Consider the following 13,279-nt stretch of genomic DNA (forward strand, 5'->3'; position numbering starts at 1 on the left):
ACCCGGCCCCGGCGGCGCTCAGACCGGGCCGGGGGCGTCCAGCGCGCGCAGCCGGCCGGCCAGGAAGTCGCGTTCGACGGTGTTCGCGGTGAGCACCAGCGCCTCCTGGTACGCCAGCCGCGCCTCGGCCGTGCGGCCCAGGCGCCGCAGGAAGTCGGCGCGGGCGGCGGCGAGGTAGCCGTAGCCGGCCAGTTGCGGTTCGGCGGCCAGGGCGTCGAGCGCGGCGAGCCCGGCAGCCGGGCCGGCGGCGAAGCCGAGCGCGACGGCCCGGTTGAGGGCGACCACCGGCGACGGCCAGATCTGCACCAGCAGGTCGTAGAGCGCGACCACCTCGCGCCAGTCCGTCTCCTGCCAGCTCGGTGCCTCGGCGTGGACGGCCGCGACGGCCGCCATCAGCGCGAAGCGTCCGGGCGGCCGGGGGCGCAGCGCCTCGCGGACGAGGGCGAGGCCCTCGTCGATCTGCGCGCGGTCCCAGCGCCGCCGGTCCTGCTCGGCGAGCAGGAGCATCCGTCCGTCCTCGGCCGAGCGGGCCTCGCGCCGGGCGTCGGTCAGCAGGACCAGGGCGAGCAGTCCGGCGACCCCGGCGTCCTGCGGCAGCAGGGTGCGCAGCATCCGGGCGAGGTCGACGGCGCGCTCCAACAGGTCGCGGCGGACGAGGTCGTCGCCGGCGGGGGCGGTGTGGCCGGTGGTGAAGACCAGGTGGACGACGGTGAGCACGGCGTCGATGCGTTCGGGCAGTTCCGCGGCGGGCGGCACCCGGTAGGGGATGTGCGCGGCGGCGATCTTCTTCTTGGCGCGGGTGATGCGGGCGGCCATGGCGCTCTCGCCGACCAGGAAGGCCCGGGCCACCTCGGCGGTGGTCAGGCCGCAGAGCAGCCGCAGGGTGAGGGCGACCTCGGCCTCCTCGGCGAGCGCCGGGTGGCAGCAGGTGAAGATCAGCCGGAGCCGGTCGTCGGGGAACTCCTCCTCCTCCTCCTCCTCCTCGGCCGGCTCCGGCACGACGGGCCCGTCCGCCCCGGGGGCCGCGGCGGGGTCGAGCAGGCGCGGCAGCGTGCGGCGCAGCGCGGCGCGGCGGCGCAGCTCGTCCGTGGCCCGGTTGCGGGCGGTGGTGGTGAGCCAGGCGCCGGGACGCCGCGGGATGCCGCGGTCGCCCCACACCGTGAGCGCCCTGGCGTACGCGTCCTGCACGCACTCCTCGGCCAGGTCGAGGTCGCCGGTGACGCGCGCCGTCGCGGCGAGCACGAAGGCCCACTCGTGCCGGTGCGCGTCCGCGACCGCGGCGGCGACCTCCGGGTCGGTGCCCATCGGGGCCCCGTCAGTCGAACACCCGGACGGGCCGGACCTCGACGCCGCCGCCGAAGTGCGCCGGGACCTGCCGGGCCAGGGCGATGGCCTCGTCCAGGTCCGCGGCCTCGGCGAGGTAGTAGCCGCCGAGCGCCTCCTTGGTCTCGGCGAACGGCCCGTCGGTGACGGCGAAGCCGCCGGAGCCGTCCGGGCGGACGGAGGTGGCCGTCTCGGTGAAGTGCAGGGCGTTGGCCCCGAGCAGGGCGGCCGCGTTGCGTTCCTGGAACGCGAGGTGGTCCTTGAGTGCCGCCTCCCATTCGTCCGCGGAGGCGGCGGCCACCCGGGCCTCGTCCCGGTAGACCAGGATCAGGTACTGCGCCATGACGCGATCCCTTCTCGATCGGGCCCGCCGGCCGGGCCCTCCCGTCATGTCGACGGTCGGCGCCCGACCGGATCGACACCTCTGCGGACAATTCTTCCGTTCCGGGAGATTCTCCGACGTTTCCTGTCGATCCGGCGCCCGGCCGTCCGTCGGTCGAGTGAGACCGATTCCGGCACCCGATCCGCAAGGAGCGCCTCCCATGCCCTCCGCAGTCACCCCGCACGCCCCCGGGTCCGCCGCCCCGGCCGCCGGCCGGCCGCACCAGACGTGGACCCTCGTCCTGGCGTCCCTCGGCCTGTTCATGGTCGCCCTCGACACCCTGGTCGTCACCACCGCGCTGCCGGTGCTGCGGGTCGACCTGGGCGCGAAACTCACCGACCTGGAGTGGACGGTCAACGCCTACAACCTGTCCTTCGCCTGCCTGCTGCTGACCGGGGCGGCGCTCGGCGACCGGTTCGGCCGGCGGCGGATGTTCGCCGTCGGGCTGCTCGGCTTCTCCGCCGCCTCCGCCGCGGCCGCGCTCTCCACCTCGGTGGGCGCCCTGATCGCGGCCCGCGCGGTGCAGGGCGGCTTCGCGGCGATCGTGATGCCGCTGACCCTCACCCTGATCAGCCAGGCCTTCCCGGCCGAGAAGCGCGGGGCCGCGATCGGGCTCTGGGGCGGCATCGCGGGCCTGGCCGTCGCCGCCGGTCCGGTGGTCGGCGGAGCGATCACCGACGGCCTCGACTGGCAGTGGATCTTCTGGCTCAACGTCCCGATCGGCCTCGTGCTGGCCCCGCTCGCGCTGCGCCGGCTGACCGAGAGCTTCGGCCCCCGGCCCCGCCTCGACCTCCCCGGTCTCGCTCTGGCCGGCACCGGCTTCCTCGGCCTGACCTGGGGGCTCGTCCGGGCCAACACGGCCGGCTGGGGCAGCGCCGAGGTGGTGCTCTCGCTGCTGGCCGGAGCGGTGCTGGTGGCCTGCTTCCTCGCCCGGCAGCGGCGGGCCCGCTACCCGATGCTGCCGCTCGGCCTGTTCCGGCTGCGGGGCTTCTCCACCGCGAACGGCGTCAGCTTTTTCATGTACGCCTCGCTGTTCGGCGCACTCTTCCTGATGTCGCAGTTCCTGCAGATCGGGCTGGGCAACTCGCCGCTCGCCGCGGGCCTGTGGATCCTGCCGTGGACGGCGACGCCGATGGTGGTCGCACCGCTCGCGGGCGCCCTCTCGGAGCGGTGGGGCAACCGGCCGTTCATGGCGGCCGGGCTCGCCCTGCAGGCCGCCGGGCTCGGCTGGGTCGCCGCGATCGCCGACCCCGGCATGGGGTACGCGCAGCTGAGCATCGCGCTCACGGTGGCCGGCGTCGGCACCTCGATGTGCTTCCCGACCGTGGCCAACGCGGTGATGGGCGCCGTCCCGCCGCAGGAGGCGGGTGTCGCCTCCGGGGCGAACAGCGCGATCCGCGAACTCGGCGGCGTGTTCGGCGTGGCCGTGCTCGCGGCGGTGTTCACCGGCCCCGGCGTCTACGGCACGCCCGACGCCTTCGTCGACGCCTTCAAGCCGGCGCTGTGGGTGGGCGCGGCGCTGGCCGCCGCCGGCATCGCCTCGGCGCTGCTCGCACCCCGCAGGACGACGCCGCCGCCGGAGGCGGGACCGTCCCCGGAGGCGGGGCCGGAGGCTGCCGCCCGTGCGGTGCGGGCGGGCCGGACCGCGGTCGCGGCGCGCTCCGACGGGTGAGCGGCCGATCGGCGGGACGCGGCCCGGAGCACGGCTCCGGGCCGCGCCCGGCCGTCACGGTGCGGCGCCGTTGCCGGGGCCCGGGACCCGGAGGATCCGGCGCAGCCAGCGGCGGCGCGCCTCGCGGGCGTCGCGGCTGAGGGTGGCCTGCGGGGCGAGCGTGTCGAAGCCGTGGCAGGCGCCGGGCCACACGTGCAGTTCGGCCTCGCCGCCGGCCCGCCAGATCGCGTCGGCATAAGCCACCGCTTCGTCGCGGAAGGTCTCGGCGGAGCCGACCTCCAGGTAGGCCGGCGGCAGCGCGGACAGGTCGGTGGCGCGGGCCGGGGCCGCGTGCGGCGGGAGGTCGGCGGCGCCGTACCGGTCGCCCAGCAGGGCCTGCCAGGCGGTGGCGTTGGAGGTCACGTCCCAGGTGTCGACGCCGGCCATCTGGTGGCTGGAGAAGGTGCTGCCGCGGTCGTCGAGCATCGGGCTCAGCAGCAACTGGCCGATCGGCGCCGGGCCGCCGCGGTCGCGGAGCAGCAGGGCGAGTGCCGCGGCGAGGCCGCCGCCGGCGCTCTTGCCGCCGAGGACGATCCGGTCCGCGTCCAGGCCGAGCCCGGCCGCCCGGCCGGCCGTGTGGACGAGCCCGGCGAAGCAGTCCTCCAGCGGTCCCGGGTAGCGGGTCCCCGGCGCGAGCCGGTACTCGGCGGAGACGACGGCGAGGTGCAGCGGCAGGGCGAGTTCGCGCAGCAGCCGCGGCACGACGGACCGGGCGTTGCCCATCACCATGCCGCCGCCGTGCAGGTAGTACAGCAGCGGCAGCGGTCCGGGCACGCCGGCGGGCCGGGCGAGGACGAGCCGCACCTCGGGGCCGCCGTGCAGGCCGGGCGCGGTCAGCTCCGCCACCTCGAACCGGCCGTCCGCCCGCAGCTCCCGGAGGGTCGGCCGGGGCCGCGCCCCGGCGTCCCGGCGCTGGACGGCGGCGAGGTTCTCCGGGGTGACCCGCTCGCGTGCGGCCGCTCCCGCGGCGGCCAGGGCGGCCCGCAGCTCCGGGTCGAGGGGCGGCGCGGGCGCGGCCTGCCCGTCCTGCCGTGGCGGTCCACCGGTGCCCATCCCAGCCCCCTCCTCGCCGTGCCGTCCGGGACAGCCTGCCAGCCGGAGCGAGCCCGTGGTGCGCTTTCGGATCCGCTGCCCCGGCGGCGCTCCCGCCGGTCGGCGGATGCCGTCCCCGCCGAACGGCGGGTGGCAATTCCGGCATCCGTAGCGGAATCCGGCGACCACACCTGAAATGTTTCTCCTTCAACCGGAAATTGCCCTCCTGAGACGTATCTCACCACGCCATTGCGACGTGCCCGAATCACCCCTGACCGGGGCTCAGATCACCGCCCGGTCTACCCTCCCAGGGGCCTTACGGCTGGAATCCAAAGGCTGGTGAAGGTGCTAGCCTCATTTTCATCGAGCGAGAAGCCAAACGCTCCTTACTTCACGTCAACTCTCTGACGATCCGCACCCGCCCGACCTCTGCGGAGTGCCGACCGCAATCCGTCGCACCCGATCGTCCGGGGCGGGATCGCACCACCCCCGCGACCCGTTCCGCCCGCGCATGCCCCAGAGCAGGAATCGATGCCCGTTCACCCACCAGCGGAACTCATTCGCTTCGTCCGCCGCAATTCACCCTTCTACGCGGAGCTGTACGCCGGCCTGCCCGACCGGACGGAGCGGCTGACCGACCTGCCGGTCGTCCCGCAGGCCGAGTTCTGGCGGGCGAACACGCCCCGCGACAACCGGCTGCTGACCGGCCCCCTCACCGAGGCCGTGGTCTTCAAGAGCGGCGGCACCACCGGCGCCCCGAAGTTCTCCTTCTACAGCCGGGAGGAGTGGCGGGAGTTCACCACCTCCTTCGGCAGCGGGCTGGTCGACGCCGGCCTCCGCCCCGGCCACCGCGTCGCCGACCTCTTCTACGCCGGTGACCTGTACGCCAGTCACACCTTCGTCCTCGACGCACTGCAGCACTCCCCCGTCGCCAACGTCCGGCTGCCGATCGGCGGGGCGGCACCGCTCGCCTCCACCGGCCGCACCCTGGAGCAGTTCGCCGCCCAGGTGGTCGCCGGCACCCCGACGACGCTGTGCGCACTCGCCGACCACCTCCTCGCCGACGGCCGCGAACTGCCGGACGTGGAACTGCTGCTGTTCGGCGGCGAGGGCCTCTTCCAGGACCAACAACCGCTGCTCCGCAAGGCGTTCCCCAACGCCCGGGTGTCGTCGGTCGGTTACGCCGCCGTCGACGCCGGCCTGCTCGGCCGTCCCGTCCCGGGCGAGGACACCCGGGTGCACCGGGTGTTCGCCCCGGAGACCGTGGTCGAGATCCTGGACGAGCACACCGGCGAGCCGATCACCGAAGCGGGCGTGCCCGGCCGGGTCGTGGTGACCGACATGCGGCGGCGGCTGATGCCCGTGCTGCGCTACCCCGTCGGGGACCGCGCCGCCTGGACGGACGCCTCCGCCGGCCGGTTCCGCATCCTCGGCCGCGCCCAGGAGGGCGTCCGGGTCGGCCCGGTGTCGCTGTACACCGAGGACGTGCTCGACCTCGTCCGGGCCGCCGACACCGCCGGCCTGGTGACCGGGGTGCAACTGGTCGTGCGCCGCCGGGACGGCCGGGACGGCCTGGTGCTGCGCCTCGCCGGGAACGGCGGCCCCGACGGCCTCGCCGCGACGGCCGCCGCCGTCGAACGGGCGGTGCACACCGCCCGGCCGCTCTACCCGGAGGCGGTCGCCGCCGGCCACGTCCACCCGCTCTCCGTCGACTGGGTGCGCCACCACGAACTCGCCGTCAACACCCGCACGGGCAAGCTGCTCCGCGTCCTCGACGAACGGCCGCACTCATGACCGCCACCGGAACGGCCGGGCACACCGGCCCGGCCCGGCTCGCCGGGCTCACCGGGCGCCGTCTGCCGCTCGTCCTGCGCAACCGGCGCTTCGGCGCCGTCTGGGCCGCCCAGGTGCTCACCCAGGCCGCCGGACGGATGTTCCAGGTCGGCGCGGTCTGGTGGCTGGTCGGCTACGCCGCCGGGCCCGACCGCGGCCTCGCCTCCGGCGCCTTCCTCGCCGTCAGCACCCTGCCCGCGGTCGCCCTGGTGCCCCTGGTCGCCGCGATCGTCGCCCGCTGCCCGCACCGCACGGTGCTCGGCACCGCGGCCGCCGTCGCCGGCCTGGCCGCCCTCGCCACCGCCTGCTGGACGTACGCCGCGACCCCGCCGACCGCCCTCGCCTACGGCGCCGCGCTGCTGCTCGCCGGCTGCCAGGCCGTCTTCGACCCCTGCCTGACCACCGCCGTCCCCGACCTGGTCGACGACGCCGACCTGGAGACCGCGACCGGCTTCGAACTCGCCACCCAGTCCATCGCCGGCCTCGCCGGCGGCCTGCTCGGACCGCTGGTGGTCGACGCCGCGGGCCTGCCCGGCGTGGTCGCCGGCTGCGCCGGGGCCTACCTGCTCGCCGCCGCACTGATCGGCGCGACCAGGTTCCCCGCCGCCCCGGCCGCGGACGGCGGCGCCCGCGCCGAACGGCGACCGCTGCGCCGGATCCTGGCCGACCTGCCCTTCGTCCGGCGGGTGCTGCTCTGCTTCACCGCGGCCAACCTGTTCACCACGGCCGTCTTCGTGGTGATGCCGCTGTACACCCGCGGGGTGCTGCACTCCGACGGCACGACCGTCGCCGCCCTGGAGGCCGCCCTCGGCCTCGGCACCCTGGCTGGATCGGCCACCGGCGGCCGCCTCCCCGGCGCGCCCACGGCGATCGGTGCGGGCTGCCTCGGCCTGATGGCCGCCGCCCTCGCCCTGCCCGGGCTGGCCGCCGGCCGGGCCACCGCACTCGCCGCGATGGCCGTCGCCGGCTGGTGCGTCGGCGTGATCGGCGTGCGGTTCGTGGCGCTGTTCCAGCGGACCGTGCCGGCCGAGGACCGGGCCGGCTTCTTCGCGGTGATGCAGGCCCTGCTCGGGGCCGTTCTGCCGGTGTCCTCGCTGCTCTTCGGCGCGCTCGGCGACCACCTGTCGCCGCGGACGCTCTGCCTCGTCCAGGCCCTCGGCGTGCTGCCGGTCGCCGCCGCGCTGTGGTGGACGGGCCACCGGGAGCCGTCGGCGGACGCCCGTCCGATCGCGGACTCCGGCCCGATCGGGGGCGCGGCGTGACCTCGACGATCGCCCCTGCGGCGCCCCAGGACGTCGCCCAGCTACGGCAGCTCTACTTCGACGTCTACGGCCACGGCTACCCGGTCGCGCTCGGCAGTGACCCCGAGGAGATGCGCCGGCTCATCGCCGACCCGCACACCCACTGGCTGACGGCCCGTCAGGACGGTGGCCGGCTCACCGGATCGGTGGCGGTGCAGACCGACCCGGGCAGCCGGATCGGCAAGCTGGTGGGCCTGGCCGTCCACCCCGAGCAACGCGGCGGCGGACTGGCCGGGCGGCTGACCGCCGCGGTCTGCGCGGACGCCTTCGCGAGCGGCGCGCTGGACTCCGTGTACGCGACCGTCCGGGTGGTCACCCCGGGCCCGCAGCAGGTCTTCGTCCGCCACGGCTTCCGGGCCCTCGGCCTGCTGCCGAACGCGGTCGAGGTGGCCGGCTGCGAGAGCCTCGCCCTGTTCGCCCGGCACGCCGACGGCGTGCTGGCCCGGCGGGCAACCGTCGGTGCCGACGAGGGCACCCTGCTGCGGCTGCTGGAGGCGGCCCGGCGCAGCACCGGCCTCGACCACGGCCGCCCGCGCGCGGCCGCCGCCCGGGCCCGCCCGGCCGGGCGGAGTGCGCCGGCGACCGCACCGATGGAGCTGATCACCGCGCCCGGCTTCGTCCGCCGCCGGTTCCTGGAGCTCTTCCCCGACCCGGGCGCGCGGTTCTTCCCGCTGCACCTGCCGAACGCCGTGCTCACCCCGCCGGACGGCGCCTTCGAGGCGTACGCCGACCTGGACCCGGTGGCGGCGAGCTGCTCGCTGGTCGCCGTGCACCCGTCCCCGGCGGCCGTCGCGGGCGCGCTGGAGCCGCTGATGGCGGCCGTCACCCGCGCGGGCGCCGACTACGTCGAGACGCTGCTGCCGCTGGCCGACACCGCCGCGCTCGACGCCTTCCTCGCCGCCGGATTCATCCCGAGCGCCGTCTACCCGGCGATGCGCCGGATCGGCGACCGGTTCCACGACTACGTCGTGCTGTCCCGGACCAGCCGCCAGATCGACTTCCGGGCCACGGCCGCCGGCCCGCGGCTGCGGCCGTACCTGGAGTCGTACCTGACCGCCTGGACCTCGACCTACCTGACCCTTCCCGAGGTTGCCCCGTGACCGTCCCCGCCCTGAACCCGCATCTCGCACCGGTCGGGGTCCCCGACCCCGCCGCGCTCGCGCACCTGCAGCAGCTGTGCGACCTGGCCGACCCGTACACCGCCGGACCGGACGCCGACGCGCTGTTCGCCGCCGCCATGGCCGAGACCAACGCCTGGCACGCGCAGCGTTCGCCGTTCCTCCGCTCGCTGCTGGCCGGGCCCGCCGAGACCCCGGCCCCGACCGTCGGCACGGACGTCCGAACCCCGCTGGTGCACGCCAACTTCTTCAAGCGGCACGAGGTGCTGTCGATCCCGCGGGAGGAGGTGTTCCTGCACCTCACCTCCTCCGGCACCACCGGCCAGAAGTCGCAGATGTTCTTCGACACCTGGACGATCCGCTCCGCCCAGCGCATGGTCGCCCGGATCTTCGACCACTACGGCTGGATCACCCCCGAACAGCCCGTCAACTACCTGCTGTACAGCTACGAACCGGCACCGCAGCTGAAGCTCGGCACCTCCTTCACCGACAACTACCTGTGCGACTTCGCGCCCGCACACCGCACCGCGCACGCCCTGCGGCACACCGGCAGCGGCCACGAGTTCGACGTCCACGGCTGCATCGAGGCCCTGCAGCGGTACGCCGACGAAGGGCTGCCCGTGCGGCTCCTCGGCTTCCCCGCCTTCCTGCACTTCACCCTGGAGCGGATGCGCGCCCTCGGCCTGCCGCCGCTGCAGCTGCCCGCCGGCTCGCTCGTCCTGCTCGGCGGCGGCTGGAAGGGCCACACCGACCGGCAGATCGGCAAGGACGCGTTCTACGCCGCCGTCACCGAGCAGTTGGGCATCCCCTCCGACCGGATCCGGGACACCTTCGGCTCCGTCGAGCACTGCGTGCCGTACATCGAGTGCGGGCACCACCGGCTGCACGCCCCGGTCTGGTCGCGGGTGGCCGTCCGCGACACCCGCACCCTGGAGCCGCTGCCGTACGGCGAGCCCGGCTTCCTGCACCTGGTCTCCCCGTACATCACCTCGGTGCCCGCGCAGAGCGTCGTCATGGGCGACCTGGCCTCGCTGCACCCTGGCGACGCGTGCCCCTGTCCGCTGGCCACCCCGTGGTTCACCGTCCACGGCCGTGCCGGGATCAGCCGCAACCGCACCTGCGCGGCCGCCGCCGCCGAACTCCTGAAGGGAATGTCGTGACCACCGCACCCCACTACTGGCAGGGCGCCTTCGTCGCCGACGAGGAGGCCGCCCGGCGGCTCGCCGACCTGCCCGCGCTGGCCGCCGAGGTGCTCGCCGAACCGCTGCCCGCCGAGACGGTGCTGAACGCCTGCGCCCGCCTCGCCGACAGCCTCCGCTCCGCGGGCGACCCCGTCCGGTCCCGCCTGCTCGCCGAACTCGCCGCCGACGGCCTCGACGCCGGGGAGGCGGCCGCCGTCCTCGACGAGATCGCCGGGGCGGTCGACCGGCCCGCGCTGGAACGCAAGCTCCGCCGCGAACTCGGCGCGCTGCGCCCCGAACGCCTCGTCCGGCCCGACGCCCGGGAGACCGTCTTCGAGGCCTGGGCACCCGTCGGCCTGCTGGTCCACATCGCCCCCGGCAACGCCGCCGCGGTCGCCCCGCTCAGCGTGGTCGAGGGCCTGCTCACCGGCAACCTCAACGTGCTGAAGACCAGCAGCGGCGACACCCTGCTCGCGCAGCACCTGCTCGCCGCACTGGCCGACGCCGACCCGACCGGGGCGATCGCCCGGCGCACCGTCGCCCTGCGCTTCCCCTCCGGCCGCACCGACTGGCTGCGCCTGCTCTGCGAGCCCGCCGACGCGGTGGCCGTCTGGGGCGGCGAGGAGGCCGTCCGCTCGGTCGCCGAACTCGTGCCGTCCGGCTGCCGGTTGGTCGAGTGGGGCCACCGGATCTCGTTCGCCTACCTGACCCGCGACGCCTGGTCGGACACCGCCACCCTGGACGCGCTCGCCGCCGACGTCTGCCGCCTCGAACAGCAGGCCTGCTCCAGCCCCCAGGTGGTCTACCTCGACACCGAGGACGAGACCGAGGTCTTCGCCTTCGCCGACCGCTTCGCCACGCATCTCGCCGCCGCCTCGGCCGCGTCGCCCCGCCCGGTCCTCGACCCGGCCGAGCACGCCGAGATCACCACCGCCGAACTGCTCGCCCGGCTGGAGGAACACCTCGGCCTCACCCGGGTCCTCGCCGCCGAGGACGGCTCCTGGCGCGTCCTCGCCGACACCCGCCCGGCCCTCGCCGCCTCCCCGCTGAACCGCTCGATCTGGGTCAAGCCGCTGCCCCGCGCCTCCGTCATGGCCGTGCTGCGGCCGATGCGCCGCTACCTGCAGACCGCCGCGATCGGCGCCGACCGCGCCGACACCGCCCGGCTCGCGCAGGCCGTGCTCGCCGCCGGCGTCCTACGGGTCACCCCGGTCGGCGCCATGCTCGACAGCTACCACGGCGAACCCCACGACGGCGTCTACGCGCTCCAGCGCTACAGCCGCCGGGTCGCCGTCCGCACCGACGCCGCCTTCGCCACCACCGCCTGCCTCGACGACCTCGCCGGGCCCCAGGCCCTCCCCGCCGCGCCGGGCGGGCCGCTGCTCGACAAGCCGGGCGTCCAGGAGCAACTGCGCACCCTCGCACCCGAACACGCCCACCTGTACTTCCGCAGCGGCGGCAGCAGCGGCGCGCCGGCACTGTCCGTCTTCACCAACGCCGACTACGACACCCAGATGCGGGCCAGCGCCAACGGCCTGCTCGCGGCCGGCTTCGACCCGGCCCGGGACCGCGCCGCCAACCTCTTCTACTGCGGCGGCATGTACGGCAGCTTCATCAGCTTCTTCTCCATCCTGGAGCGGCTGAACGCCACCCAGCTGCCGATCGCGGCCGGACCCGACCACGCCGCCACCGCCGAGGCGCTCGTCGCCCACCGTGCGGACACCGTGTTCGGCATGCCCTCCTACCTCTGGCAGCTCTTCCACGACCAGGGCGCGGTGCTGCGCGCCTACGGCGGGATCCGCAAGGTGTTCTACGGCGGCGAGCACTTCACCGCCGAACAGCGCCGGGTGCTCACCGAGGAGTTCGGCGTCGAGTCGATCCGCTCGGCGGCGTACGGCAGCACCGACCTCGGACCGCTCGGCTACCAGTGCACCCACGCCGAGGGCTCCGTCCACCACGTCCTCACCGAGCTCCACACCCTGGAGATCCTCGACCCGGAGACCGACCGGCCCGTCCCCGCCGGACAGCCCGGCCGCCTCGTCTTCACCACCCGCACCCGGGCCGGCCAGCGCCTGGAGCGGTACCAGATCGGCGACCTCGGCCGGAGCGTCGACGGCCCCTGCCCCTGCGGCAGCCACACCCCCCGGATCGAACTCCTCGGCCGGCACGGCGACGTCGTCCGGGTGGGCACCTACTTCCTCAACGTCCGCCGCCTCATGACGGTGGCGGAGGAACACCTCGGCTACCGCGGCGAACTCCAGCTGCTCGTGGACGCCGACCCCGTCCGCGAACACCTCACCGTCCGCCTCGACGAACGCTACGCCCCCGCCCCGGAGGCCGCCCTCGACGTCTTCCTGGCCACCGTCCCCGAACTGGCCTCGGCCACCGCCGAGTCGCTCCTCACCTGCACCGTCGAGACCGTCCCCACCAGCGCCTTCGACCGCACCCCGACCAGCGGCAAGCTCCGCACCGTCGTCGACCGGAGGCCGGCCACCGCCTGACGTCCACGACACCCCGACTCCCGGCGGGGCCACCGGCCCCGCCGGGTTCCCCCACGGCCACCTCGGCGCCGCGTGCACGCGGCTTGCAGAAATTGTTTTCACCCGGGCCTGTCGGATGCGGACCGTGCGGTGCTTGAATGTCCGCCACCAACCCCCCTTCCGTTGCTGCCACTTGTGGCACACGCCCCCGAGGATGCCCTGTGACTACGCGCGTCGACCCGTTACCCCGGCGGTCCCTTCCGCCCCTGCGCCTCGCCGCACTGCTGGCCGTACTCGCCTCCCTCGCCGTCTTCTTCGTCGGCGCGCAGGCCGCCCACGCCGCACCCGCCTGCGGAGTCCTCTCCCCCGGTGCCGCGCCACAGGCCGACTCGGCCGTGAACGCGGCCTGCAGCCTGATCGGCACGCCGTACTCGTGGGGCGGCGGCCACGGCGGGCAGCCGGGCCCCTCGTACGGGATCTGCGACGCATCGAACGGCGCACCGAACGACTGCCACGTGAAGGGCCTGGACTGCTCCGGCATGGTCCGCTACGCCTACTACCTCGCCGTGGGCACGGACGTCATCAACGGCGTGACCACCACCCAGTGGACCACCTCGCGCGCGGTGGCGAGATTCCTCCGGAGCGACGGGACGGGCCCGCTGCTCCCGGGCGACCTGGTGTTCTTCGGGGGCACCCCGTCCACCATCCACCACGTGGCGATGTACCTGGGCCAGGGATACATCGCCGAGGCGCCGTACTCCGGCGGCCACGTGCAGGTGGCCGCGCTGTCCTCGCACGGCGACTACTACGGCGCCGTCCGCCTCTACGGCCCCGGCGGTTCCACCCCGCCGCCGTCCGGCACCACCAGGTACTGGGTCGACACCTTCGCCAACGCCCCCGTCTACGCCTCCCCCACCA

Annotated in this window: 10 protein-coding genes; 7 read left to right on the forward strand and 3 right to left on the reverse strand. The window is 75.3% G+C overall.

Annotation, left to right across the window (positions count from 1 at the left end):
- Window positions 1-18 precede the first annotated feature (18 nt).
- Window positions 19-1,305, reverse strand: a complete 1,287-nt coding sequence (locus tag ABD353_RS12315) for an RNA polymerase sigma factor (RefSeq protein WP_344623577.1) — start codon at window positions 1,303-1,305, stop codon at window positions 19-21.
- A gap of 10 nt (window positions 1,306-1,315) precedes the next feature.
- Window positions 1,316-1,666 carry a YciI family protein gene (locus ABD353_RS12320; RefSeq protein WP_344623578.1) on the reverse strand — a complete coding sequence of 117 codons (351 nt, stop codon included), beginning with the start codon at window positions 1,664-1,666 and terminating at the stop codon, window positions 1,316-1,318.
- 199 nt (window positions 1,667-1,865) lie between these two features.
- On the opposite strand from ABD353_RS12320, the gene ABD353_RS12325 reads away from it, so the two are divergent.
- Window positions 1,866-3,377 carry an MFS transporter gene (locus tag ABD353_RS12325; protein ID WP_344623579.1) on the forward strand — a complete coding sequence of 504 codons (1,512 nt, stop codon included), beginning with the start codon at window positions 1,866-1,868 and terminating at the stop codon, window positions 3,375-3,377.
- 54 nt (window positions 3,378-3,431) lie between these two features.
- Here the strand turns inward: ABD353_RS12325 and ABD353_RS12330 are convergent, their stop codons facing one another.
- Window positions 3,432-4,469: an alpha/beta hydrolase gene (locus ABD353_RS12330; protein ID WP_344623580.1), complete on the reverse strand. Its 1,038-nt coding sequence runs from the start codon at window positions 4,467-4,469 to the stop codon at window positions 3,432-3,434.
- 510 nt (window positions 4,470-4,979) lie between these two features.
- On the opposite strand from ABD353_RS12330, the gene ABD353_RS12335 reads away from it, so the two are divergent.
- The 6 genes from ABD353_RS12335 to ABD353_RS12360 all read left to right on the forward strand — a co-directional run.
- Window positions 4,980-6,242 (forward strand): phenylacetate--CoA ligase family protein, encoded by a 1,263-nt coding sequence (locus ABD353_RS12335; RefSeq protein WP_344623581.1) that lies wholly within the window; start codon window positions 4,980-4,982, stop codon window positions 6,240-6,242.
- Entirely contained in the window at window positions 6,239-7,543 is a 1,305-nt protein-coding gene (locus ABD353_RS12340; RefSeq protein WP_344623582.1) for an MFS transporter, read from the forward strand. Before ABD353_RS12335 ends, ABD353_RS12340 begins: the two co-directional genes overlap by 4 nt.
- Entirely contained in the window at window positions 7,540-8,682 is a 1,143-nt protein-coding gene (locus ABD353_RS12345; protein WP_344623583.1) for a GNAT family N-acetyltransferase, read from the forward strand. The genes ABD353_RS12340 and ABD353_RS12345 overlap by 4 nt, the downstream gene beginning before the upstream one ends.
- Window positions 8,683-8,693: 11 nt before the next feature.
- Window positions 8,694-9,860 carry a LuxE/PaaK family acyltransferase gene (locus ABD353_RS12350; protein ID WP_344623637.1) on the forward strand — a complete coding sequence of 389 codons (1,167 nt, stop codon included), beginning with the start codon at window positions 8,694-8,696 and terminating at the stop codon, window positions 9,858-9,860.
- A complete protein-coding gene (locus ABD353_RS12355) occupies window positions 9,857-12,382 on the forward strand; it encodes an acyl-CoA reductase (RefSeq protein ID WP_344623584.1) in 2,526 nt (841 codons plus the stop codon). Before ABD353_RS12350 ends, ABD353_RS12355 begins: the two co-directional genes overlap by 4 nt.
- 200 nt (window positions 12,383-12,582) lie before the next feature.
- On the forward strand, window positions 12,583-13,279 hold a 697-nt coding region (locus ABD353_RS12360; protein ID WP_344623585.1), incomplete at its 3' end, for a C40 family peptidase.

This window comes from Kitasatospora arboriphila, assembly GCF_039528095.1.
GTDB classification, from domain to species: domain Bacteria; phylum Actinomycetota; class Actinomycetes; order Streptomycetales; family Streptomycetaceae; genus Kitasatospora; species Kitasatospora arboriphila.

Excerpts from the sequence above, each read along its gene's own strand:
- ABD353_RS12320 (WP_344623578.1), bottom strand. The coding sequence starts at position 1,666 with ATGGCGCAGTACCTGATCCTGGTCTACCGGGACGAGGCCCGGGTGGCC.
- ABD353_RS12325 (WP_344623579.1), top strand. The coding sequence starts at position 1,866 with ATGCCCTCCGCAGTCACCCCGCACGCCCCCGGGTCCGCCGCCCCGGCC.
- ABD353_RS12330 (WP_344623580.1), bottom strand. The coding sequence starts at position 4,469 with ATGGGCACCGGTGGACCGCCACGGCAGGACGGGCAGGCCGCGCCCGCG.
- ABD353_RS12315 (WP_344623577.1), bottom strand. The coding sequence starts at position 1,305 with ATGGGCACCGACCCGGAGGTCGCCGCCGCGGTCGCGGACGCGCACCGG.
- ABD353_RS12340 (WP_344623582.1), top strand. The coding sequence starts at position 6,239 with ATGACCGCCACCGGAACGGCCGGGCACACCGGCCCGGCCCGGCTCGCC.
- ABD353_RS12335 (WP_344623581.1), top strand. The coding sequence starts at position 4,980 with ATGCCCGTTCACCCACCAGCGGAACTCATTCGCTTCGTCCGCCGCAAT.